Genomic DNA, 21,816 nt, shown 5'->3' on the forward strand with positions numbered 1-21,816 from the left:
CTCATGCACCTGAAGCGACTGGCACTGGCGCTCTTCCCCGCGGCGGCCCTCGCCGTGGCGGTGGGTTGTTTCTCCGACCCCGTGTACCCGGGCAACCAGGTGATGGGGACCTTCCGCTTCCAGGCGAAGCTGGACGCGGCGCGCACCACGTGCGACGCGGGCTCGCGCGACTTCGCGCAACTGGACGACGCGGGCACCTTCTCCTTCGAGGGCACCTTCTCCCGCGACACCGACGCGGGCACGGGCTTCTTCACCGTGCAGGGCTTCTCCCGCGACGCGGGCTACACCGGCCAGAGCGTGTCCTCCACCCACCGCGCCATCGCGCGCCGCGACTCGTGCGGCACCGGCTGCGAGGACTCCGAGATTGAAGAAGCGCTCAACATCATGCTCCTGAGCGACAGCCAGGCGCGCAACGTGGCGCGCGACTGCAAGCGCCTGGACGGCGGCGTCCCCGAGGGCGAAATCCCGGCCCCCACGGAGAACGGCTACGACGTGTCGCTCGCGTGCGGCACGCTCACGGACGTCTTCCTGCCAAGCAAGAGCGGCAACGCGAACTGCAAATGCAACCCGTCCACCTGCACCACCGTGTACACGGTGAGCGGCGACCGCATCGACTGAAGCACCCCGGGCCTGTGCCCGTCGTGTAGTGTGCGCCGCCCCGAAGTGGAGGATGGAATGGCGAAGCGTGCGGTGGTGCTGCTGTCCGGCGGTCTGGACTCGACGACGTGCCTGGCGATGGCGAAGGCGGACGGCTTCGAGCCGGTGTGCCTCTCCATCGCCTATGGCCAGCGCCACTCGGTGGAGCTGGAGCGTGCGAAGAAGGTCGCCTCCACCATGGGCGTGCGCGACGTGCGCGTGGTGACGGTGGACCTGCGGCAGGTGGGCGGCTCCGCCCTCACGGACGACATCCCGGTGCCCAAGGACCGCTCGGAGGACGACATGTCCCACGACGTCCCCGTCACCTACGTGCCCGCGCGCAACGCGCTGTTCCTCTCCATGGCGCTGGGACTGGCGGAGGTGGTGGGCGCCACGGACCTCTACATCGGCGTCAACGCGGTGGACTACAGCGGCTATCCCGACTGCCGCCCGGAGTTCATCCGCTCCTTCGAGGCCATGGCCCAGCTGGCCACCAAGGCGGGCGTGGAGGGCGCGACCTTCAAGGTGCACGCGCCGCTGTCCGGCCTCACCAAGGCGCAGATCATCCAGGCCGGCGTGAAGCTGGGCGTGGACTACGGCATGACGCACTCCTGCTACGACCCGGACGCCCAGGGCCGCGCGTGTGGCCGCTGCGACAGTTGCCAGCTGCGCGCGAAGGGCTTCCAGGAGGCCGGCGTGCCGGACCCCACGGTGTACACGGACGGGGTGCGCTGATGCTCTTCTCGACGGGCCTCACGCTGACCCTGACGCTGCTCGCGGGCGCACCGAAGGCCGCCGCGCCCAAGCCGGAGCTGGTGGACGCGACCACCGTCATCCCGGACCTGGTGTTGGACCTGCGCTACGCGACGAAGGACAACTTCCTCAAGCGGCAGGTGTACCCGGACGGCGCGCGGTGTCTGTTGTTGCCGGACTCCGTGAAGCGCCTGAAGGAGGCCGCGGACGCGCTGCGCCCCCAGGGCTACCGGCTGAAGGTGTACGACTGCTACCGCCCGCGCGCGGTGCAGTACGAGATGTGGAAGATCCTCCCGAAGCCCGGCTACGTGGCGGATCCGCGCAAGGGCTCCAACCACAACCGGGGCGGGGCGGTGGACCTCACCCTGGTGACGAAGGACGGGGCGGAGGTGGAGATGCCCACCCCCTTCGACGACTTCACCCCCGCCGCGCACCACGGCTACGCCGGCGGCACCCCCGCCTCGCGCGAGCACCGGGAGGTGCTGCGCAAGGCCATGGAGGGCGCAGGTTTCCAGCGCAACAAGATGGAGTGGTGGCATTACGACCTGCCCGGCGCTACGAAATTGCCGGTGCTGGACGTGCCCTTCACCCCGGCGGGGTGACGCCTGCCTGCCCGCCAGCCCAGTGGTTTCGCGCGGTTGCGTCAGGGACTGCGCGTTAGTGGGCGCGCGCACGGAGTGCCTGCTATTCCTGGCCGCGTATGAGTCAAACGCTCGCGGCCGGCCTGGAAAACACGCTCATCTCTCCGTCCTCGGGGGCGCAGCTCGCGCCCACGCTCACCCCGGGGGCCTCCACGACCCAGCGGCGCAACACGGTGCTGCCGCGCGTGGAGTGGAAGGGACAGCAGCCCAGCGTGGTGCCGCTGCAGCGCGAGCGCTTCGAGGAGGTCCGTCCGCTGGGGCAGGGCGGCATGGGCGAGGTGGTGCTGATCCGCGACCACGACATCGAGCGGGAGGTCGCGCTCAAGCGGCTGCCTCCGGGCGCGGACCTGGACCGCGTGCTGCGCTTCGTGGAGGAGATCCGCACGGTGGGCATGCTGGACCACCCGAACATCGCGCCCGTGCACGACGTGGGCGTGGATGAGCAGGGCCGGTACTACTTCCTGATGAAGCACCTGAAGGGCGAGACGCTGGAGTCCATCATCGGCCGGCTGCGCCGCTCAGAGCTGGACGCGCTGGTGCGCTATCCGTTCCAGGTGCGCGTGCAGATCTTCCTGGGCGTGCTGCACGCGGTGGCGTACGCGCACGGCAAGGGCTTCATCCACCGCGACCTGAAGCCCGCGAACATCATGGTGGGCCCCTTCGGTGAAGTGACGGTGCTGGACTGGGGCCTCGCGCGCCGCGTGGGCGCTTCCGCCGCCCGGGCCGTCGCGGATGGCTCGCCCGTGGACCTGCACTCGGCCCGGCCGCTCCAGACGGAGCTGGGCTCCGTGGTGGGCACGCCGCTCTACATGTCCCCGGAGCAGGCGCGCGGCGAGCACGACACGATGGACGCGCGCAGTGACGTCTACAGCCTATCGGTGCTCTTCCACGAGCTGCTGTCGCTGTCGCACTACCTGGACGGCCTCCAGTCCGTGCCGGACATCATGAAGGCGGTGCAGGAGCGCACGCTGGACATGGGGTCCATGCACCTGAACAGTGCGCAGGGCCCGGTGCCCGCGGAGCTGATGTGGTTCGTGAAGAAGGGGATGAGCAAGGACCCGAAGGAGCGCTTCGAGTCCGTGGACGACATGGTGACGCAGTTGCAGGCCGCGCTGGAGGGCCGCATCCACGTGCACTGCCAGCGTACGATGCTGAAGCGCACCCTGCACAAGGGCCTGCGCCTCGCGGACCGCAACCCCATGGCCCTCACCGCCGCGGGCGTGGTGGGCGCGGGCCTGGTCATCGCCTCGGCGGTGAACCTGGGCCTGTCGCTCTTCGGCGCGATGCTGCACTGAAGTCCGTCACCCCAGCACCGCGCGCGGTGTGATGGAGTGCCTGCGTGCAACGTCTCCGCCGCCTCCTCATGGCCTTCGTCCTCATCGCCGGCATGCTGTACCTCGCGCTGTGCGCCGTCCTCTTCGCCGCGCAGCGCTCCCTCATCTACCCCGCGCCCCACGCGGACCCCGCGATGCTGCGCGACCAGCCCGGCTTCGGCGTGGTGCCGCTGGCGGACGGCCTCAACGTGGACCGCTACTACCTGCCCGCGCCGCCGGGAGCGCCCACGGTGGTGCACTTCCACGGCAACGGCGAGCAGCTCCTGGGACAGCGCGGCTTCGGCCAGGCACTGGGGGACGCGGGGCTGGGCTTCCTCGCGGTGGAGTACCCGGGCTACGGCGCGTCACCGGGCAGTCCCACGGAGGCGGGCCTGTACGCGTCCGCGGAGGCCGCGCTCCAGTTCCTGCGCGAGCAGGGCGTGAAGCCGGAGGACATCGTGCTCAGCGGGCGCAGCCTGGGCACCGGCGTCGCGGTGGAGATGGCGCGGCGCGGATACGGCGCACGCATGGTGCTGGTGTCCCCGTACACGTCCATGGTCGCCATGGGACAGCGCACGGTGCCCTTCCTGCCGGCCTCGCTGCTGATGCGCGACCGCTACCTGTCGCTCGACAAGGCCCCGCACATCCCCATCCCCGTCCTCATCATCCACGGCGAGGACGACGAGGTGATTCCCGTGGACATGGGCCGCACGCTGGGCCAGCGCTTCCCGAAGGTCCGGGTGGTGACCGTGCCCGGCGCCCATCACAACGACGTGCTGGAGCGGGAAGGCCAGGAGGAGTTCGCGCGGCTGGCCACGTTCGCGCTCGACGGGACATGAGGCTGCCGGGAGGACGCATGACGTCCTGCGTCGCGTTCCCTTGCGCCTACCGGCGACCCCCGGATTATGCTCGGTGTCATCAACGCGATGTTTCATCGCGTCCTCAAGCTCCCCCGAGGGATGGATGAGCATCGAACCGGCCCCCGCCGCGAACCTGTCCGAAGCGGCCCGTGAAATCGTCGAAGTGGGCCGCTTCCTGAGCGTGCGCAACTTCGTGCCCGCCACCAGCGGCAACTTCTCCCGCAGGCTGGATGCCCGCACCGCCGCCGTCACGCGCTCTGGCGTGGACAAGGGCGAATTGGTGGAGGCGGACATCCTGGTCGCGGACATCCACGCGCCGCCGCCGAAGGGCTCGTCCGCGGAGACGCCCCTGCACCTGCAGCTCTACAGGGACCGGCCGGAGGCGCAGGCCGTGCTGCACACGCACTCCGTGGTGGCCGCGCTGCTGTCCAACCTGCGGCTGGCCGAAGGCGAGCTGGTGCTCCAGGACTTCGAGCTGCTCAAGGCCCTGGGCGACACGCGCACGCACGAGGCGGCGGTGTCCATCCCCATCTTCCCCAACGACCAGGACATCCCCCGGCTCGCGGACAAGGTGACCGCGATGCTGACGAAGCGCACGGACCTGGTCGCGTATCTCATTGCCGGCCACGGGCTGTACACCTGGGGCCGGAGCATGGCCGAGGCGCGCCGCCACGTGGTGGCGCTGGAACACCTGCTGACGTACGAACTCGAGAAGATGAAGGTGCGGCGATGAGCAAGCTGATTGTCTACAACGACCACCAGCCGGAGACGCCGCTGGGCGTCTACACCGAGCCCGAGGACATCCGTCGCGAGCTGAAGCCCGTGGGCGTGCGCTTCGAGCGCGTGAACGCGTCCGTGGACCTGCCGGACGGCGCGGGCCAGGAAGAGGTCCTCGCGGCCTACAAGCACATCGTGGACGCGGAGATGAAGGCCCACGGCTACAACACCGTGGACGTGGCGCGCATCAAGCCGGACGCCCCCAACGTGGAGGCCGCCCGCGCGAAGTTCCTCTCCGAGCACGCCCACACGGAGGACGAGTCGCGCATCATGGTGGAGGGCAGCGGCTGCTTCTACCTGCACGCGGGCAGCAAGGTCTTCCAGGTGGAGTGCACGCGCGGCGACCTCATCAGCGTGCCGGAGGGCATGAAGCACTGGTTCGACATGGGCGCTTCTCCGCGCTTCGCCGCCATCCGCTTCTTCATCCGCCCGGACGGCTGGGTGGGCCACTTCACCGGCGAGACCATCGCCGAGCGCTTCCCGAAGTACGCGCCGTGAGTCCTCCCAAGGCCATCGTCACGGACATCGAGGGCACCACCAGCTCCATCGCCTTCGTGAAGGACGTCCTCTTCCCCTTCGCCCGGAAGCACCTGGCGGAGTACGTCGCGACGCACGGCCAGGAGGCCGCCGTGCGCCAGTGCCTGTCGGACGCCCGCACGCTCGCGGGCGAGCCGGGCCTGGGCGACGTGGGCACCGTCGCGCTGCTCCAGCGCTGGCTGGACGAGGACCGCAAGGCCACGCCGCTCAAGACGCTCCAGGGGCTCATCTGGGCGGACGGCTACGCGCGCGGCGAAATCAAGGGCCACGTCCACGCGGACGCGGCCCGGGCCCTGCGCGAGTGGCACGCGAAGGGCCTGCGTCTGTATGTCTATTCTTCCGGCAGCATCGCCGCGCAGAAGCTGATCTTCGGCTACAGCGTGGAGGGGGACCTGACGCCGGTGTTCTCCGGCTACTTCGACACCACCACCGGCCCCAAGGTGGAGGCCGCGTCGTACACGACGATTGCCCAGGCGCTGGAGCTTGTGCCCGGGGACATCCTGTTCCTGTCCGACAACGTGGCGGAGCTGGACGCGGCGAAGCGGGCGGGCCTGCGCACCGCGGCCCTGGACCGGGGCGAGGTGGCCCTTCCGCCCGGCCACGGGCACCCGGTGTTCCACGACTTCATGTCGCTCGATCCATTCGCGCGCGTGTCCTGATTCGATTCTTCATCTTCCTGAGCCTCGCGGAGCGGAGCCTCCCCATCCATGTCGAGTTCCAACAAGCCCGTGCTGGGCATCATCGGCGGCAGCGGCCTGTACCAGATTGACGGCCTGACGGACGTCTCGTGGCGCCGGGTGTCGTCGCCCTTCGGTGAGACGTCGGACGAGTTCTGCTTCGGCCGCATCGGCGACCAGCCGGTGGTGTTCCTGCCGCGCCACGGCCGCGGTCACAAGATTCCCCCGTCGGAGCTGAACTTCCGCGCGAACATCGACGCGCTCAAGCGCAGCGGCGTCACGGACATCCTCTCCGTCTCCGCGGTGGGCAGCCTGCGGGAGGACCTGCCGCCCGGCACCTTCGTGGTGGTGGATCAGTTCGTGGACCGCACCTTCGCGCGCACGAAGAGCTTCTTCTCGCAGGGGCTGGTGGCGCACGTGTCCATGGCGAAGCCCACGTGCTCGCGCCTGGGTGACGCGGTGATGGCCGCGTGCGAGGGCCTGGACATCAAGGTCGTGCGCGGCGGCACGTACCTGGTGATGGAGGGCCCGCAGTTCTCCACGCTGGCGGAGAGCAAGCTGTACCGGCAGTGGGGCTGCGACGTGATTGGCATGACCAACATGCCGGAGGCCAAGCTCGCCCGTGAAGCGGAGATCTGCTACGCGAGCGTGTCGATGGTCACGGACTACGACTGCTGGCATCCGGACCACGACGCGGTGACGGTGGACCAGGTGGTCGCGGTGCTGCTGGGCAACGCGGGCAAGGCGCGCGGGCTGGTGAAGAACATCGCGCCGCTCGTGGGCCAGCACACGGCCCTCTGCAAGGCCGGCTGCCAGACGGCCCTGGAGCACGCCATCATGACGTCGCCCGACGCACGCGACCCGGCCATGGTGGAGAAGCTCTCCGCGGTGGCGGGCCGCGTCCTCAAGCGCTGAACGCGGGACCAAAGGAAGACACGGCGATGAAAGTCCAAGGCGTTCCCATGCGCTCCATCTGGGTCGAGTCCGACGGCTGGAGCGTCGGCGTCATCGACCAGACCCGGCTGCCGCACGCGTTCGTGAAGGTGAAGCTGTCCACGGCGGATGAGGCCGGCCACGCCATCCGCAGCATGCTGGTGCGCGGCGCGCCGCTCATCGGCGCCACGGCCGCGTACGGCGTGTGTCTGGCCATGCGGCAGGACGCGTCCGACGGCGCGCTGGAGAAGGCGCTGACGATGCTGCGGGCCACGCGGCCCACGGCGGTGAACCTGCACTGGGCGCTGGACGGGATGCGCCAGGTGCTCGCGCCGCTGAAGCCCTCGGAGCGCGTCGCCGCGGCGTACCGGCAGGCGGCGGCGCTGTGCGACGAGGACGTGGCCATCAACCGCGCCATCGGCGAGCACGCGCTCAAGCTGTTCCAGGAGGCGTGGGACAAGAAGGGCCGCAAGGGCCGGCTGAACGTCCTCACGCACTGCAACGCCGGGTGGCTCGCCACGGTGGATTGGGGCACGGCGCTGGCGCCCATGTACCTGGCGCACGACGCGGGCATCCCCCTGCACGTCTGGGTGGATGAGACGCGGCCGCGCAACCAGGGCGCGGTGCTGACGGCGTGGGAGCTGGGACAGCACGGCGTCCCGCACACCGTCATCGCGGACAACGTGGGCGGCCACCTGATGCAGCACGGAGAGGTGGACCTGTGCATCGTCGGCACGGACCGCACGACGGCGCGCGGTGACGTGGCGAACAAGATTGGCACGTACCTCAAGGCGCTAGCCGCGAAGGACAACGGCGTGCCGTTCTACGTGGCGCTGCCTTCGCCCACCATCGACTGGACCATCCAGGATGGCGTGAAGGAGATCCCCATCGAGCAGCGCGAAGGCACGGAGCTCAGCGACGTGACGGGCCGGCTGCCGTCGGGGGACATCGCCACGGTGCGGATCACTCCGCCGGGCAGCCCCGCCGCGAACTACGCGTTCGACGTGACGCCCGCGCGGCTGGTGACGGCGCTCGTCACGGAGCGCGGCGTGTGTCCCGCGACGGAAGAAGGGATGCTGTCGCTCTTCCCGGAGCGGCGCGCCCAGCGGAGCGCGGCGAAGTGAGCGGAGCGGGGGGCGTCCTCCACCTTGCGCTGCGCGAGGCGATGGTGGCCACCGCGCGGCGGATGAACACGTCCGGGCTGAACCAGGGCACGTCCGGCAACCTGAGCCAGCGGGTGGAGGGTGGCTTCCTCCTCACGCCATCCGGGATGAACTACGAGACGATGACGCCGGAGGACCTGGTCCTCATGCGCTTCGACGGCTCGCACGAGGGCCACCGCAAGCCGTCCACGGAGTGGCAGCTGCACCGGGACCTCCTCCAGGCGCGGCCGGAGGTGGGCGCGGTGCTGCACTCGCACAGCATGTTCAGCACCACGCTGGCGTGCCTGCGCCGGGGCATCCCCGCGTTCCACTACATGGTGTCCGCGGCGGGCGGCACCGACGTGCGCTGCGCGGAGTACGCCACCTTCGGCACCCCGGAGCTGGCGCGCAACATGATGGTGGCCCTGGAGGGCCGCAAGGCGTGCCTGCTGGCCAACCACGGGCTGGTGGCGGTGGGCGCGGACCTGGCCTCCGCCTGGAAGCTGGCGGTGGAGGTGGAGACGCTGGCGGCCATGTATTGGCGGGCGCTCCAGCTTGGTGAGCCCGTGCTGCTGGACGACGCCGAGATGGAGCGCGTGTTCCAGCAATTCCGGGGGTATGGGCAGTAGGAGGTGCTTCGCGCACACGTTCCTGCATGATTCTCCGGGTCCCTGCCTCTAAGTCGGGAAGGGGAGGCCCGGGTGGGTCATCCCTGGTCCCCAGGAGGCGTCGGCATGCGGTGGGTTCTCGGGTGCATGGTGGTGATGGCACTGGGGTGTGCCTCGATCATGCCCGTGGGTCGCGAGCCCTCGGACCCCCGGCTGGCGGACGCCCTCAAGGCCTTCGACCAGGCCGCGACGCTCTACGAGGCCGGCCGGTACGCCGAGGCCATGGCGCCCGGAGCGCGGGCCCTGGCCCTGCGGGAGGCCGTGCTGGGGGACTCGCACCCGGACGTCGCCTACGCCCTGAACCTGCTGGGGGAGCTGTACCGGCTGCAGGGGGACTTCGCCCAGGCGGGCGTCCTCCACGAGCGCGCGCTGGCCATCCGCGAAGCGGTGGTGAACGACGACGCCGCGAAGTCCGTCACCGCGGCCAGGCTGCTCGGCTTCGCCGCCTCCCCGATGATGGAGACCGACCGCCAGGCTGGAGGCTTCTACGACCACGGGCACGCCATGTCCCGGCGGACGAACAACCTGTTCAGCCTGGACAAGCGCAGCCGCATGGGGGCCCTGGCCAGCCAGGAGGCGACCCTCAGCGAGAACCAGTCCGCCTACGCGGAGTCCCTCAACAACCTGGCCAACCTCTACCAGCAGCAGGGCCTCTACAGCCGGGCGGAGCCGCTCTACTCGCGCGCGCTGGACCTGCGGGAGAACGTGCTCGGCAAGCAGCATCTCACCGTCGCGGACTCGCTCAACAACCTGGCGCTGCTCTACCGGGAGCAGGGGCTCTACAACCGCGCGGAGCCGCTGTACGTGCGGGCGCTCTCCCTGCGCGAGTCGGCGCTGGGCAAGGAGGCCCCGCTCATCGCGGACTCGCTCGACACGCTGGCCACGCTCTACCAGGACCAGGGGCTCTACGGCCGCGCGGAGCCGCTGGGCCTGCGCGCGCTCGCCATCCGCGAGTCGGCGCTCGGCAAGAAGCACCCGCTGGTGGCGGACTCGCTCAACAACCTGGCCAATCTCTATCAGGACCAGGGGCTGTATGACCGGGCCGAGCCGCTCTACGCGCGCGCGCTCGCCATCCGCGAGGCCGCGCCCGACAGCAGCGCTTCGGACCTGGCCGCCGCGCTGAACAACCTGGCCACGCTCTACCAGGCGCAGGGGAAGTACGGCCGGGCGGAGCCGCTCTACGCGCGCGCGCTCGGCCTGTGGGAGGCGGCGCTGGGCCGCAGCCATCCGCACGTCGCCGCGTCGCTCAACAACCTGGCCACGCTCTACCGGAAGCAGGGGAAGCTCACCCAGGCGGAGCCGCTCTACGCGCGCGCGCTCGCCATCTGGGAGGAGGTGCTGGGCAGGAACCACCCGGACGTCGCGGGCTCGCTCAACAACCTGGCCAACCTCTACCGGGACCAGGGGATGTACAGCCAGGCGGAGCCGCTCTACGCGCGCGCTCTCTCCATCCGTGAGGCGGTGCTGGGCAGGAACCACCCGGACCTCGCGGCCTCGCTCAACAACCTGGCCCTCCTGCGTCTGGCGCAGCACCGGCTGGAGGACGCCGTGCCGCTGTTCACGCGCGCCTTCGCCGTCTCCGAACAGCGCCTGCGCCGCGAGGCCCTGGAGTTCTCCGAGGCGCGGCTGGCCAGCTTCCTCCAGCACCTGCGCGCGGACGAGGAGCAGCTCTACGCGCTGGTGCGCGCGCACCCGGAATCGGCGGACGTGCGGCGTCTGGCATTGAGCGCGGCGCTGCTGCTCAAGGGCCGCTCCGTCGAGGAAACGGCCGACATCTCCCGCGCGGTCTACCGGAGCCTGGGCACGGAGGAGCGCGGCACCTTCGAACGGCTGCGCAAGCTGCGCACCCAGCTGGCCCGCCTCTCGCTCCACGGGCCCGGCGCGCTCACGCCGTCCGCCTACCAGCGGCAGCTCACGGCGCTGACCACGCAGGGCGACGCGCTGGAGGCGACGCTTGCCAGCCGCTCCGCGCCGCTGCGCGCGCTGGCCGCGCTGCCGTCTCCCGAGGACATCGTCGACCGCGTCGCCGAGACGCTGCCGAAGGACGGCGCGCTCGTGGAGTTCATCACCTACGAGGACCGTCCTCTCGTGCAGGGAACGGGCACGTCGCAGCTGCGCTGTCTGGCATTGGTGCTGATGCCCGACGCGAGCATCCGCGCGCTCGACCTGGGCCCCGCCGGCCCCATCGAAGCGGCGGCCTCCCGCCTGCGGGACGCGCTGGCGCGCCGGGATGCCGCCTTCGAGGAGTCCTCGCACGCGCTCTACCAGCTCGCCTTCCAGCCGCTGCTGCCGCTGCTGGGCAAGACGCGCCGCCTCTTCCTCTCCCCGGATGGCGAGCTGGCCCTGGTGCCCTTCGCGGCGCTGCACGACGGCCAGCAGTACCTGGTGGACAGCTACGACTTCATCTACCTGACCTCCGGCAAGGACCTGCTGCCGCGCTCCCAGCAGCCCCGGCCCGCGTCCTCGGTGGTGGTGCTGGCGGATCCGGCGTTCAACACGAGCCCCCGGCCTCCCATGGGAGGCACCTCCGTGGTGGCCGAGCGTTCGCCGTCGTCGCGGCGCGCGGACCTGGTGGCGCGGGACTGGGCTCCCGTCCCGCTGCCGGGCTCGCGCGAGGAGGCGGAGGCCATCCAGCGCCTGTTCCCGCAGGCGCAGCTGTTCCTGGGGACGAAGGCGACGAAGGAGCGGCTGCTGCACCTGCGCACGCCGGGCATCCTGCACCTGGCCACCCACGGCTTCTTCCTGGAGGACGCCACCGCGCCGGAGAACACCTCGCGTGCCGTCGCGACCTTCGGCGCGCTGGGCGAGGATCCGCCGGCCACGCGTCCGCCGGATCCACTGCTGCGCTCCGGCCTGCTGCTCGCGGGCGAGACGGCGAAGACGAGCGCTCCCGGTGCCTCTTCCTCCGACAGCGCGCTGGTGACGGCGCTGGAGCTGGCGGGGTTGGACCTGTGGGGCACGCAGCTCGTGGTGCTGTCCGCCTGTGACACCGGCCGGGGCGCGGTCCGGCGCGGGCAGGGTGTCTACGGCTTGCGCCGGGCGTTCCTGGTGGCGGGCGCGGAGACGGTGGTGATGAGCCTCTGGAAGGTGGACGACGCGACGACGCGCACGCTGATGGAGACCTATTACCGCCACCTGCTCGGCGGCGAGGGACTGGCCACGGCGCTGCGTGAGGCGATGAGGGAGCTGCGGAAGGCGCAGCCCCATCCGCACTACTGGGCGCCGTTCATCGCCATGGGGCGGGACACGCCGCTGCGGTTGCTGGACGTGGGGCCGATGGCTCAGGCCGGCGGCGGGTAGATGTCCTCGAGGATTTCCGAACGCCCGGGGTACGTCCGCTCGAACTCGGCCAGGGCCTTGGGGCCGCCATCGAGCGCGCGCATGTACTCGGACCAGGCCTCCGCGAAGTCCTCCGTGTAGACGCCGGAGTCGTTGAAGCTGTCCTCCGTGTACTCGTTGAGGTGGTTGCCGTCCGCGGCGGCGGCCTCCGCCCAGCCGTCCGGGATGGGAGGGGGCTCGCCCGCGTACTGCTCGAGGATGCGGGACAGCCAGGTGTCGTTCGCGTTCTCCACCTGCCGGCCGATGAGGTGGCCAATCTCGTGGTGGAAGATGTCGTCCGTCACGTACTCCCCACCGTTGTAGAAGGTGATGGTGCCGTCGCCCGCGCGCGCGGCGGCATTGTCCGGATCCGGGTCCTTCTTGATGACGACGCGCTCGAGTGAGCCCCGCAGGTCCTCCGGCGTCTCGCTGTACGAATCGATGACCTGGGCGAGCACGGCCTCCGCGTCCGCGTCGGCGCCTTCCTCGACCCGCACGGTGAACCGGTCGTCCCCCACGGTGACGACGTAGACGTCGTCACCGCCACCCGCGAAGCCGGGAGGGAGCTGCGTGACGGACACCTGCTCGGTCTTCCCGTCCGTGTTGGTGAAGGGCACCGTCTTGCCCGTCTCCAGGGCCTCTTCCACGGCGGCACGGCGCGGGTTGATCAGCTTCCCGAGGTCGCCGGGCAACAGGGGCGGGAGCGGCGGGAGGAGGGGCTTCGCGGGCCGGGCTGACTCGAAGCCGCTGGTCCCCTGGAACGCGCGCACCGCCGTGTTCTGGATGGGCGCGGGCTTGAGCGGGAGCGCGGCGGGAACGACGGGCTTGGGGGCCGGAGCCAGCGTGAGGGGGCGGGACAGAAGCTTCGTGAGCATGGAGGACTCTCCTTGCCCCCTGTACGAAATGCTCCCGCACCCGGTTACATCCCCGGGACAGTTCAGGCGCTGCGCAGCGTGAGGAGCGTCACCTCGGGCGGGACGCCGATGCGGAAGGGGAGCCAGTGCCCCGTGCCGCCGGAGACGTAGAGGTGGCTGTCCTTGAAGCGATAGCGGCCCAGCATGTGCTTGAAGGCGAAGCCGAACAGCGGCACTCCCAGGAAGGCCACCTGTCCACCGTGGGTGTGGCCCGCGAGCGTGAGGCGCGCGCCGCGCTCTGCCGCGTAGGGGAAGAAGTCCGGGTGGTGGGAGAGGCACAGGACCACGTCGTCCGGGTGGCCCTCCTTGAACGCCGTCTCCGCGGAGCGCTGCCAGCGCCGGTCGCGGCCGGTGCGGCTGCCGCCGGACATGGGGAAGTCCACGCCCACCACGCGCACGCGCTGCCCGCCGTGCTCAATCACGTGGGTCTCATCCACGAGCAGCCGGACCGGAGCGCCACGCTGGGCCAGCTGTTCGTAGCCGCCCAGGACCTCCTCCAGCCCGCGCCAGTGCTCGTGGTTGCCGAGCACCGCGAGCATGCCGTGGCGGGCCGTCGTGGAGGCGAGGGCAGCCATGGTCTCGTCGATCTGATTCACGTCGTCGATGAGGTCCCCGGTCATGACCTGGAGGTCCACGCCGGCGGTGTTCATCACTTCCACGGCGCCGCGCAGGTACTCGGCGGAGATGAAGGGGCCCACGTGGACGTCGGTGATCTGCCCGATGCGGAAGCCATCGAGCGCGGCGGGGAGGCCACGCAGCTTCACCTCCACCTCGCGCACGGTGAAGCCCAGGCTGCCGCCCACGACGCCCACGCCACTGGCGCCGATGGCGAGGACAGGCATGGCCTGACCGGCCTTCACGAGGAGGCTGCGGCGCTCCAGGTCCACGCCCGGAGGCGCGGCCTGCTGACGGCGCTCGGCGCGCAGCTTGAGGATGAGGAACGGCAGGCCCATGAGCATCACCAGCAGCGCGGAGATGCTCCACACGACGGCGAACAGCTTCACCGGCACGAGGAACGGAGGCGTGTGGTGCAGGCCGTAGCCGGTGACCGCGGGCACGGTCCAGGCCGCGAACGCGAAGACCATCAGCCCCACCAGCACGCCATGGCGCCAGCCGCGAGTGACGGCGGGCCACAGCCTGCGAAGCACGAGGTACGCGCCCAGGTAGACGAACAGCAGGACCAGCAGCCTTCCCATGGTGTGCGCGCTCTCGGTGTCGTGAGGAGCCCGGAGGATAACGGACCCCCTGACACCGCGCTGTCCTCCGTGACCGGGCTGCTCGCCTCCTGGGCTCCATGGGGTTGAACATGGAATAACAGGAAAAACGGAGGCGACATGCGCGCGGTGTGGCTGTGGCTGGTGGTGCTGCTGGGGTGCGCGTCCGCACCCGTGCCCATCCAGGCATCAAGGGAGTGTGAGGACCGCGACGAGGACCAGTGCCTCACGCAGGTCTGCGAGGACGACGTCTGCGCATTGTTCCGGTGCGAGGACCTGTCCCCGAACCGCATCGTGCGAACACGAGGCGCCATGCCCGTGGCGCCCATCTTCGTGGCACCCGGCAGCGGGCCTCAGCGGACGTGGGGAAGTGCGCAGGGACTGCCGCGAGACGCGGTGCCCGTCATGGTCTTCCGCTGGCATCGGCGGGAGAAGCTGCCGAGTGAGGTCCGTCGCGAGAAGGCGTTACAGGAGTGGGCGAAGCGGCCGAAGGAGCGGCACCACATCTTCCCTCAGGCGTACAAAGCCAAATTCGACGACAAGCGCATTGAAATCCACAAGTACGTCTTGATGATCGATGCGGAAGTGCACGCGCGTATCCACCGCGGCGAACGTGGCGGACCCTGGAACCGGGACTGGCGAATCTTCCTTGATCGGGACGACGGCAAGGTGCCGATCTCCAAGTACTTTGAACATGCCTCCTGGATGATCCAGAAGTATGAGCTCTTCGGCTTGCCCATGACGTACTGGCAGCAGTTCGAACTCTCACCCGTGCCCTTCGAGGACTGAGCGATGCGCTACTTCACGGTGGAGAGCTTTGACTTCGATGAGCCGGGGCATTGGAGCGGCACGTACCGGGCGCACCATCGATGGCACCTGTCAGGCGTCGACTGCCCTCGGGAAGGCATCTGGTCAGGGAAGAGTGCGTTCCCTACCGTCGACCTGTCAGCAGTGAACGAGCCGGTCCTGGCCAACCCAAAGGGCCCTATGTCCCTGGAGGAATACAAACGGCTGGTGTCACTGGTGCGTCCCTTCGTCCCTCCGGAGCTGCCGGTCCGTGCAGGTGACTCGTTCGGGCCCATGGTTGGATTCGCTCAAGGCAGGTTCGGCCCGGTTACCTGCGATCCTCCTTGGGAATTGATTCTCCGTGAGGACGCGGTTGAACTGCTCAAGGCCGAAGGGCTGCAAGGGATCATCGCGGTCCGGATGGAACTCCGGTCCCGCCGGAGCAACATGCCCGCGCTCTACGAACTGGAAGCGCGCCCCCTGGCGAGGCTGCACCCTGACTGCATCGGCGAATTCAAGACGCCTGCGTGCGACGTCTGCGGTAATCCGGAGGGCTTCCCGCTGCCACCGAAGCGCTGGCTGCTGCGCTCTTCCATCCCGGAGGGACTCGACTTCTTCGGCATCAAGGGCGCCAGCAAGCGCGTCGTCAGCGAGCGCTTCGTCGAAACCGTGCAGCGCCTGGGCCCCAGCGACGTGCACTACCAGGAGCTTCCCGCCGCCGACTAGTTACATCCCCCCGCCCGGGCTCGCGAGCCGCAGGTGGGAGTGCAGGGTCTCCGCTCGCAGGTACAGGAACTGCGCGTCGCCGAAGGCCAGCGCGTCTCCGTCCGTGAGCATCCGCACCTCGCCCTCGCCCAGCGCCGCGGCGTTCAGCCAGGTGCCGTTCATGGACTTCAGGTCCTGCACCGAGCACGTCCCCTGCGCCGCGTGCCAGCGCAGCACCGCGTGCTGCTTGGACACGGACGGGTCATGCACCATCAGCGCGCATCCCTCCATCCGCCCCACCCGCAGCTCCTGCCCGTCCCACTCCGGCCCCAGGAAGTGGACCTCCAGCGAGTCGAACGCCTGGAGCATCACCAACAGCCGGTCCACCAGCCGCGACCGGTGCGCCATCCCCACCGTGCGCGCCTCCGCCAGCCGCAGCGCCACCTGCTGGAACACCGGCTCCGGTGGCTGCTGGATGAGCACCACCGGTCCGGAGGCTTGCAGGAACGCCTGCACGGGCGCGTACGCGAACGGGCGGAGCTGTTGGACGGAAGGCATCACGCCCCCCAGATTATCCTCGGCCCCGCCCCGGTGCGAGCCGCCGGCGCTCCCAGTGTCGGGTGCCCGGCGGTCCTTCCAACCACTTCAGGACGCCACGGACGCCTTCATCAGGTGGTCTCCGTAGTCCTCCCGAAGCTTCATCTTCAGGAACTTCCCCGTCGACGTGCGCGGAATCTGCGGCACGAAGAGGAAGTCATCCGGCAGCCACCACTTCGCGAACTGCTTCTCCAGGTGCGCCGTCAGCTCCGCCTTCGTCGCCTGCTGTCCCGGCTTGAACACCACCGCCGCCAGCGGACGCTCGTCCCACTTCGGATGCCGCCCCGCGAACACCGCCGCCTCCAGCACGGACGGGTGCGCCATCAGCGCGTTCTCCAACGCCACGGAGCTGATCCACTCGCCGCCGGACTTGATGACGTCCTTGCTGCGGTCGGTGATGTGCAGGTAGCCCGCCGGGTCGATGGTCACCACGTCGCCCGTCTTGAACCACCCGTCCGGCGTGAACCGGTCCTTGCCCTCGTCGCCGTAGTACGACGCCGCCACCATGGGCCCGCGCACCTCCAGCTCGCCCATGGCCTTGCCGTCCCAGGGCAATATCTCCCCGCTGTCGCTCACGTGGCGCGTCTCCACGAACGGCACCGAGTAGCCCTGTGACGCGTACGCCTCCAGCTGCGTCTCCGGCGACGCCGTGCGCAGGTCCCCCTTGAGCCGCGCGAGCGTGCCCACCGGGTTCATCTCCGTCATGCCCCACGCGTGCAGCACGTTCTGCCCGTGGCGCTTGCGGAAGCCGTCAATCAGCGCCGGCGGCGCCGCGGAGCCGCCAATCACCATGTGCCGCATCGCGCTCAGGTCCCACTTGCCCGGCTCGCGGTCCAGCTGCGCCAGGATGCCCAGCCAGATGGTGGGCACGCCGCCCGCCACCGTGACCTTCTCGTTCTGCATCAGCTCCAAGAGCGACTGGGGGTCGAGGTGCGGCCCGGGCAGCACCTGCTTCGCCCCCGTGAGCAGCGCGTCGAACGGCAGGCCCCACGCCGCCGCGTGGAACATGGGCACCACCGCCAGCACCGTGTCGGACTCCCTCAGCCCCAGCACCTCCGGCAGGCAGCACACCAGCGTGTGCAGCACGATGGAGCGGTGGCTGAAGAGCACGCCCTTCGGGTTGCCCGTCGTGCCGGACGTGTAGCAGAGCATCGCCGCGCTGTTCTCATCCAGGCGGGGGAACTCGAACGTGGGCGACTCCGCCGCGAGCAGCTTCTCGTAGTCCAGCCGCCCTTCCGGCACCGGGCCGTCGTCCGGGATGACGATGACGTGCTTGATGCTGCCGGCGGCCTTCTCGAACTTCTCCACCAGCGGCAAGAGCGAGCGGTCCACCACCACGACGGTGTCTTCCGCGTGGCGCGCGATGTAGCCCAGGTCGTTGGGGTGCAGCCGCAGGTTGAGCGTGTGCATCACCGCGCCCATCGCCGGCACGCCGAAGTACACCTCCAGGTGCTGGTGGTGGTTCCAGCTCAGGGACGCCACGCGGTCCCCGGGCTTCACCCCCAGCCGCGTCAGCGCGTTCGCCAATTGGCAGACGCGCTGGTGGAAGTCCGCGTACGTGTAGCGGTGCAGGGACTTGTCCGGCTTGCGGCTGACGATTTCCTGCGCGGCGTAATAGGAGCGCGCGCGCTCCAGGAAGTGCGTCAGGGTGAGCGGGAAGTCCATCATGCGACCGGTGAGCATCGACACCATCCCTTCGGGAGAGGGGGGAAGGGCCAAATGCTACCGGATGCACAGCGCCATGCCTGCCACTCCCGGTGGGGGCAGGCATGGCGCAACACGTCAATGTCAGCCGAAGAAAACCTGGGCGACCTTGAAGAACTCCTCGGGGACGCGCTTGAGCTCGCGGGTGGCTTCCGCCAGGTGCTCGCTGACGATTTCGTTGCCGCGCAGGGCGGCCATCTTGCCGAACTCGCCGCGGGCGACCATGTCGCACGCATGCACGCCAAACCGGGTGGCGAGCACGCGGTCGTGCGCCGTGGGGGCGCCGCCGCGCTGGATGTGGCCCAGCACGGAGACGCGCGTCTCGAAGCCGGTGCGCCGCTCAATCTCCGCGGCGACGATGTTGCCCACGCCGCCCAGGCGCGGACGGCCCGCTTCGTCCAGCGCGCCCGTCGTGACGAGCTGCTCGTTCTGCTCCGCGGACAGCTTGATGCGCGTGCCCTCCGCCACCACGACGATGGAGAAGGTGCGCCCGCCCGCGTTGCGGCGCACCAGGTGCTGCGCGACGGCCTCCAGGTCCGCGGGAATCTCCGGGACGAGGATGACGTCCGCGCCGCCCGCGATGCCCGCGTAGGTGGCGATCCAGCCGACGTGCCGGCCCATCACCTCGCAGACGATGACGCGCTTGTGGGACTCGGCGGTGGAGTGCAGCCGGTCCACGGCCTCCGTCGCGATGTGGACCGCGGTGTCGAAGCCGAAGGTGAAGTCCGTGCCGTTGAGGTCGTTGTCGATGGTCTTCGGCACGCCGACGATGCGCAGGCCCTCCTGCGACATGCGCGTGGCGGCGGACAGGGTGCCCTCGCCGCCAATGGCGATGACCGCGTGGATGCCATTGCGCTCGATGGCGCGCTTCACGCGCTCCAGGCCGTTCTCCACCTTGAACGGGTTGACGCGCGAGGTCCCCAGGATGGTGCCACCCCGGTGGAGGATGCCGGAGGTGGTCTCCCGCGTGAGGCGGAAGTGGTTGTCGTCCAGCAGGCCCTTCCACCCATCCCGCAGGCCCATCATCTCGAAGCCGTGCTCGCTGGCACGGCGGACGATGGCTCGGATGACCGCATTGAGGCCGGGGCAATCACCCCCGCCGGTGAGCACGGCGACTTTCATGTGACAGGTTCTAGCGCGACCCGGCCTCCACGCGTGAGGACGGATTGCACGGAGCGCCCGTGGGAAACCCTTCCCGGTCCCCAGGCGTGCGGGGGGCCTGGCCTGTTAATCGCCGCCCGGGTTCGCGTGTAATTCCCGGAAGCGTGAGCCCTTGCCGCGCGGCGCCACGCACGATGCGGCTGAGGGGGCCAGCGACCGGGGCCCGGAGGCCGGCGTATGCTGGCGGGTCCATGGACCTACGGGTGTTCGAGTCGGAGCAGGAGGCCGCCAGCACCTGCGCGGCGCGCATCGCCGAGGCGGTGCGGCACACGCCGGAGCTGGTGCTGGGGCTCGTCACGGGGCGCTCGCCGCTCAACGTGTACCGGAGCCTGACGGAGCTGGCGGCCCGGGGGGCGCTGGACCTGTCGCGGGCCACGACGTTCAACGTGGACGAGTTCCTGGGGCTGCCGCCGGAGGACGCGGGCAGCTTCCGCGCGTACATGGACCGGCACCTGTTCCGGCATGTGAATCTGTCAACGGAGCGGATCCACTTCCTCGACGGGTGCGCGCCGGACGCGGAGGCGGAATGCGCGCGCTATGACGCGGCGCTCGCGGCGGCCGGGGGGCTGGACCTGCTGCTGCTGGGCGTGGGGCCCAACGGGCACATCGCCTTCAACGAACCCGGCGAGGTGCTGACGGCGAGGAGCCACCGCGCGCGCCTGTCGCGGGAGACGCGCCTGTCGCACGTGATGGCCTTCGGGGATGACCCTTCGAAGGTGCCCATGGCGGCGCTGACGCTGGGCATGGCGGCCGTGCTCCAGGCGCGCAAGGTGGTGGTGCTGGCCTTCGGCGTGAACAAGGCCGCGGCGGTGACGGAGATGGTGCACGGGCCGCTCACGCCCCGGTGCCCCGCGTCGTTCCTCCAGCTCCACCGCGACGCGGAGCTGTGGCTGGACACCGGTGCGGCCAGCGGCCTGCACGGGCGCAGGCTGGTGGACGCCCGGCCCAGGTGACCTTGTTGGCGGACTGTCCGTCTTCGGTGCGGGCACCGGATTCAGCGCGCCGCGGACGCGACCCGCGCGGGAGGCTTGCTGGCCTTGGCCGGGCGGGACGCGGGCTTCGCGGGGGGAAGCGCCTTCGGTGCGGCGGGCTGCTTCGCGGACGCATCGGGCGGACGGGCCTTCCTCGCGGCCTGCGCGGCGGAGGCTTTCGCGGCGGGCGCCTTCACGGTGACGGCCTTCGCGGGAGCCTCGGAGGCGGCCGGACGCTTCACCACCACGGGCGCCTTGGGCCGGGTGTGCTCATAGGCCGCGAGCACCTTGGCCACGTAGAACTCCGTCTCCCCGTTGCGCGGCACGTGCCCGTTCACCGACCCCGGGCCCGCGTTGTACGCGGCCACCGCGAGCCGCACGTCGCGGAACCTTCGCAGCTGCTCGGCCAGGTAGCGCCCGCTCGCGTCGACGGAGGGTGCCGGGTCGAAGGGGTCCTCCACCCGCATCAGCGCCGCCGTGTCCGGCATGAGCTGCCCGGGCCCCATGGCCCCCGCGGGCGAGATGCGGTGCACCCGCGTCTCCGACTCCACCTGGATGAGCGCCCTCAGGAGCCCCGGCGGAATCCCGTGGCGGCGCTCCGCGTCCGCGATGAGCGGCTCCAGCGGTGGATGGTCCTCCAGCACGCACGCGGGCCGGTGCGCCACGTAGGCCCCCAGGGCGCGCGCCTTCGTCTGGAGGAAGGAGAAGGACAGCGGCGACACCTGCGTCCCGCCCAGCCAGGCGACGCCCACGTTGAGCAGCACCACGGGCACCAGCGCGCACGGCACCAGCCACGCCCATCCCGGAATCTCGATGCCGCCCACGGCCCGCTTGCGTCCCACCCTCCCCACTTAAGGGCGCGGCGCGTCCCCGTCCAACTTCCGGCCCGCGCCAGTGGACACACCCACCCCGGCACGAGGCCGGGGCGGGGGGCTTCGGACAATTAGAACAGCAGGCCGAAGTAGCTGGCGCTCGCCTTGGCGCCGACGCAGACCTCGACGTCCGCGGTCCACGACTGCGTGGGGGGCGACCCCGTGGCCTGGAAGCGGAACTCCAGCTGCTCCTGCCTGGCCAGGTCCAGCACGTCCACCGGGCCGCTGCTGGTGAGCTGGAGCTTGTTGGTGGAGCCGCCGGTGCCCGCGCGCTGGAACTCGCCCAGCAGCACGTACTCCGTGGAGCCCGGCTTGCGCACGGAGAGGCTCGCGCGCTGGATGCCGCTGATGTCCGTGCTGGCGGTGGCGTCGAAGAGCTTCAGCCGCAGCTCCGTCTCCACCTCGGCGTCCTCGGGGAGCGCGCTGGCGAAGTCGCCCAGCGGAATCTCGAAGGTCTGCTCCACGGTGCCGCTGATGGGCGGCGCGGCGGGGAAGGACAGGTCGTTCTCCGTCTTGCAGATGCGCTCGGCCTCCACCTCGAGGGAGAAGAGCGAATCACAGCCCGTGCCCAGCAGGGTGACGGCGCCGGCGAGCAGGAGGGTGCGGAAGGAATTCGTTCGCATGGTGTCGGTCTCCT

Annotated in this window: 22 protein-coding genes; 15 read left to right on the plus strand and 7 right to left on the minus strand. The window is 70.3% G+C overall.

Annotation, left to right across the window (positions count from 1 at the left end):
- Positions 1 to 3 precede the first annotated feature (3 nt).
- The 12 genes from JYK02_RS36710 (at position 4) to JYK02_RS36765 (ending at position 12,237) form a co-directional block, all read left to right on the plus strand.
- The gene (locus JYK02_RS36710) at positions 4 to 618 is read left to right on the plus strand and encodes a hypothetical protein (protein ID WP_207057616.1); all 615 of its coding nucleotides are present in this window, start codon (positions 4 to 6) and stop codon (positions 616 to 618) included.
- Between the two features lie 57 nt (positions 619 to 675).
- Positions 676 to 1,371, plus strand: a complete 696-nt coding sequence (queC, locus tag JYK02_RS36715; protein ID WP_207057617.1) for a 7-cyano-7-deazaguanine synthase QueC — start codon at positions 676 to 678, stop codon at positions 1,369 to 1,371.
- Positions 1,371 to 1,991, plus strand: coding sequence for a D-alanyl-D-alanine dipeptidase (ddpX, locus tag JYK02_RS36720; protein ID WP_207057618.1), 621 nt, complete (start codon positions 1,371 to 1,373; stop codon positions 1,989 to 1,991). The genes queC and ddpX overlap by 1 nt, the downstream gene beginning before the upstream one ends.
- 98 nt (positions 1,992 to 2,089) lie before the next feature.
- Positions 2,090 to 3,325 carry a serine/threonine-protein kinase gene (locus JYK02_RS36725; protein ID WP_207057619.1) on the plus strand — a complete coding sequence of 412 codons (1,236 nt, stop codon included), beginning with the start codon at positions 2,090 to 2,092 and terminating at the stop codon, positions 3,323 to 3,325.
- A 44-nt stretch (positions 3,326 to 3,369) separates the two neighbouring features.
- The gene (locus tag JYK02_RS36730; protein WP_347402669.1) at positions 3,370 to 4,182 is read left to right on the plus strand and encodes an alpha/beta hydrolase; all 813 of its coding nucleotides are present in this window, start codon (positions 3,370 to 3,372) and stop codon (positions 4,180 to 4,182) included.
- A 124-nt stretch (positions 4,183 to 4,306) separates the two neighbouring features.
- A complete protein-coding gene (locus JYK02_RS36735; protein WP_207057620.1) occupies positions 4,307 to 4,936 on the plus strand; it encodes a methylthioribulose 1-phosphate dehydratase in 630 nt (209 codons plus the stop codon).
- Positions 4,933 to 5,478: a 1,2-dihydroxy-3-keto-5-methylthiopentene dioxygenase gene (locus tag JYK02_RS36740; protein WP_207057621.1), complete on the plus strand. Its 546-nt coding sequence runs from the start codon at positions 4,933 to 4,935 to the stop codon at positions 5,476 to 5,478. The genes JYK02_RS36735 and JYK02_RS36740 overlap by 4 nt, the downstream gene beginning before the upstream one ends.
- Entirely contained in the window at positions 5,475 to 6,176 is a 702-nt protein-coding gene (gene mtnC / locus JYK02_RS36745) for an acireductone synthase (protein WP_207057622.1), read from the plus strand. Before JYK02_RS36740 ends, mtnC begins: the two co-directional genes overlap by 4 nt.
- A 48-nt stretch (positions 6,177 to 6,224) precedes the next feature.
- Positions 6,225 to 7,109 carry an S-methyl-5'-thioadenosine phosphorylase gene (locus JYK02_RS36750; protein ID WP_207057623.1) on the plus strand — a complete coding sequence of 295 codons (885 nt, stop codon included), beginning with the start codon at positions 6,225 to 6,227 and terminating at the stop codon, positions 7,107 to 7,109.
- 26 nt (positions 7,110 to 7,135) lie between these two features.
- On the plus strand, positions 7,136 to 8,251 hold the full coding sequence (mtnA, locus tag JYK02_RS36755; RefSeq protein ID WP_207057624.1) for an S-methyl-5-thioribose-1-phosphate isomerase: 1,116 nt from the start codon (positions 7,136 to 7,138) through the stop codon (positions 8,249 to 8,251).
- A 41-nt stretch (positions 8,252 to 8,292) separates the two neighbouring features.
- Complete coding sequence (locus tag JYK02_RS36760) at positions 8,293 to 8,898, plus strand: class II aldolase/adducin family protein (protein ID WP_207058302.1); 606 nt, start codon at positions 8,293 to 8,295, stop codon at positions 8,896 to 8,898.
- Between the two features lie 105 nt (positions 8,899 to 9,003).
- Positions 9,004 to 12,237 (plus strand): CHAT domain-containing tetratricopeptide repeat protein, encoded by a 3,234-nt coding sequence (locus JYK02_RS36765; RefSeq protein WP_207057625.1) that lies wholly within the window; start codon positions 9,004 to 9,006, stop codon positions 12,235 to 12,237.
- Here JYK02_RS36765 and JYK02_RS36770 read toward each other — a convergent pair.
- Together JYK02_RS36770 and JYK02_RS36775 are read right to left on the minus strand one after the other, a co-directional pair.
- Positions 12,219 to 13,130 (minus strand): hypothetical protein, encoded by a 912-nt coding sequence (locus JYK02_RS36770; RefSeq protein WP_207057626.1) that lies wholly within the window; start codon positions 13,128 to 13,130, stop codon positions 12,219 to 12,221. The genes JYK02_RS36765 and JYK02_RS36770 overlap by 19 nt on opposite strands.
- A 62-nt stretch (positions 13,131 to 13,192) precedes the next feature.
- Positions 13,193 to 14,365, minus strand: a complete 1,173-nt coding sequence (locus JYK02_RS36775; RefSeq protein ID WP_207057627.1) for a metallophosphoesterase — start codon at positions 14,363 to 14,365, stop codon at positions 13,193 to 13,195.
- 138 nt (positions 14,366 to 14,503) lie between these two features.
- Between JYK02_RS36775 and sitA6 the strand changes: the two genes are divergently transcribed.
- Together sitA6 and sitI6 are read left to right on the plus strand one after the other, a co-directional pair.
- The gene (gene sitA6, locus JYK02_RS36780) at positions 14,504 to 15,172 is read left to right on the plus strand and encodes a SitA6 family polymorphic toxin lipoprotein (protein ID WP_207057628.1); all 669 of its coding nucleotides are present in this window, start codon (positions 14,504 to 14,506) and stop codon (positions 15,170 to 15,172) included.
- 3 nt (positions 15,173 to 15,175) lie between these two features.
- Positions 15,176 to 15,895: a SitI6 family double-CXXCG motif immunity protein gene (gene sitI6, locus JYK02_RS36785; RefSeq protein ID WP_207057629.1), complete on the plus strand. Its 720-nt coding sequence runs from the start codon at positions 15,176 to 15,178 to the stop codon at positions 15,893 to 15,895.
- On the opposite strand, the gene JYK02_RS36790 is transcribed toward sitI6, so the two are convergent.
- The 3 genes from JYK02_RS36790 to JYK02_RS36800 form a co-directional block, all read right to left on the minus strand.
- The gene (locus tag JYK02_RS36790) at positions 15,896 to 16,432 is read right to left on the minus strand and encodes an FHA domain-containing protein (protein ID WP_207058303.1); all 537 of its coding nucleotides are present in this window, start codon (positions 16,430 to 16,432) and stop codon (positions 15,896 to 15,898) included. It abuts the gene before it with no gap.
- An 87-nt stretch (positions 16,433 to 16,519) separates the two neighbouring features.
- Complete coding sequence (locus JYK02_RS36795) at positions 16,520 to 18,154, minus strand: long-chain fatty acid--CoA ligase (RefSeq protein WP_207057630.1); 1,635 nt, start codon at positions 18,152 to 18,154, stop codon at positions 16,520 to 16,522.
- A gap of 105 nt (positions 18,155 to 18,259) precedes the next feature.
- A complete protein-coding gene (locus JYK02_RS36800; protein WP_207057631.1) occupies positions 18,260 to 19,297 on the minus strand; it encodes a 6-phosphofructokinase in 1,038 nt (345 codons plus the stop codon).
- 230 nt (positions 19,298 to 19,527) lie between these two features.
- On the opposite strand from JYK02_RS36800, the gene JYK02_RS36805 reads away from it, so the two are divergent.
- A complete protein-coding gene (locus tag JYK02_RS36805) occupies positions 19,528 to 20,289 on the plus strand; it encodes a glucosamine-6-phosphate deaminase (protein ID WP_207057632.1) in 762 nt (253 codons plus the stop codon).
- 41 nt (positions 20,290 to 20,330) lie between these two features.
- Here JYK02_RS36805 and JYK02_RS36810 read toward each other — a convergent pair whose 3' ends face one another.
- Both JYK02_RS36810 and JYK02_RS36815 read right to left on the minus strand, forming a co-directional pair.
- The gene (locus tag JYK02_RS36810; protein WP_207057633.1) at positions 20,331 to 21,149 is read right to left on the minus strand and encodes a transglycosylase SLT domain-containing protein; all 819 of its coding nucleotides are present in this window, start codon (positions 21,147 to 21,149) and stop codon (positions 20,331 to 20,333) included.
- Between the two features lie 101 nt (positions 21,150 to 21,250).
- Positions 21,251 to 21,802, minus strand: a complete 552-nt coding sequence (locus tag JYK02_RS36815; RefSeq protein WP_207057634.1) for a hypothetical protein — start codon at positions 21,800 to 21,802, stop codon at positions 21,251 to 21,253.
- Positions 21,803 to 21,816: the final 14 nt, after the last annotated feature.

Source organism: Corallococcus macrosporus (genome assembly GCF_017302985.1).
GTDB lineage: Bacteria > Myxococcota > Myxococcia > Myxococcales > Myxococcaceae > Corallococcus > Corallococcus macrosporus_A.

What these genes read in the sequence shown, in the direction of transcription:
- sitI6 (WP_207057629.1), top strand. Translation starts at nt 15,176, where the DNA reads ATGCGCTACTTCACGGTGGAGAGCTTTGACTTCGATGAGCCGGGGCAT.
- queC (WP_207057617.1), top strand. Translation starts at nt 676, where the DNA reads ATGGCGAAGCGTGCGGTGGTGCTGCTGTCCGGCGGTCTGGACTCGACG.
- JYK02_RS36760 (WP_207058302.1), top strand. Translation starts at nt 8,293, where the DNA reads ATGGTGGCCACCGCGCGGCGGATGAACACGTCCGGGCTGAACCAGGGC.
- JYK02_RS36735 (WP_207057620.1), top strand. Translation starts at nt 4,307, where the DNA reads ATGAGCATCGAACCGGCCCCCGCCGCGAACCTGTCCGAAGCGGCCCGT.
- ddpX (WP_207057618.1), top strand. Translation starts at nt 1,371, where the DNA reads ATGCTCTTCTCGACGGGCCTCACGCTGACCCTGACGCTGCTCGCGGGC.
- JYK02_RS36740 (WP_207057621.1), top strand. Translation starts at nt 4,933, where the DNA reads ATGAGCAAGCTGATTGTCTACAACGACCACCAGCCGGAGACGCCGCTG.
- JYK02_RS36775 (WP_207057627.1), bottom strand. Translation starts at nt 14,365, where the DNA reads ATGGGAAGGCTGCTGGTCCTGCTGTTCGTCTACCTGGGCGCGTACCTC.
- JYK02_RS36750 (WP_207057623.1), top strand. Translation starts at nt 6,225, where the DNA reads ATGTCGAGTTCCAACAAGCCCGTGCTGGGCATCATCGGCGGCAGCGGC.
- JYK02_RS36805 (WP_207057632.1), top strand. Translation starts at nt 19,528, where the DNA reads ATGGACCTACGGGTGTTCGAGTCGGAGCAGGAGGCCGCCAGCACCTGC.
- JYK02_RS36815 (WP_207057634.1), bottom strand. Translation starts at nt 21,802, where the DNA reads ATGCGAACGAATTCCTTCCGCACCCTCCTGCTCGCCGGCGCCGTCACC.
- sitA6 (WP_207057628.1), top strand. Translation starts at nt 14,504, where the DNA reads ATGCGCGCGGTGTGGCTGTGGCTGGTGGTGCTGCTGGGGTGCGCGTCC.
- JYK02_RS36795 (WP_207057630.1), bottom strand. Translation starts at nt 18,154, where the DNA reads ATGCTCACCGGTCGCATGATGGACTTCCCGCTCACCCTGACGCACTTC.
- JYK02_RS36800 (WP_207057631.1), bottom strand. Translation starts at nt 19,297, where the DNA reads ATGAAAGTCGCCGTGCTCACCGGCGGGGGTGATTGCCCCGGCCTCAAT.
- JYK02_RS36765 (WP_207057625.1), top strand. Translation starts at nt 9,004, where the DNA reads ATGCGGTGGGTTCTCGGGTGCATGGTGGTGATGGCACTGGGGTGTGCC.
- JYK02_RS36770 (WP_207057626.1), bottom strand. Translation starts at nt 13,130, where the DNA reads ATGCTCACGAAGCTTCTGTCCCGCCCCCTCACGCTGGCTCCGGCCCCC.
- mtnA (WP_207057624.1), top strand. Translation starts at nt 7,136, where the DNA reads ATGAAAGTCCAAGGCGTTCCCATGCGCTCCATCTGGGTCGAGTCCGAC.
- JYK02_RS36725 (WP_207057619.1), top strand. Translation starts at nt 2,090, where the DNA reads ATGAGTCAAACGCTCGCGGCCGGCCTGGAAAACACGCTCATCTCTCCG.
- JYK02_RS36710 (WP_207057616.1), top strand. Translation starts at nt 4, where the DNA reads ATGCACCTGAAGCGACTGGCACTGGCGCTCTTCCCCGCGGCGGCCCTC.
- JYK02_RS36790 (WP_207058303.1), bottom strand. Translation starts at nt 16,432, where the DNA reads ATGCCTTCCGTCCAACAGCTCCGCCCGTTCGCGTACGCGCCCGTGCAG.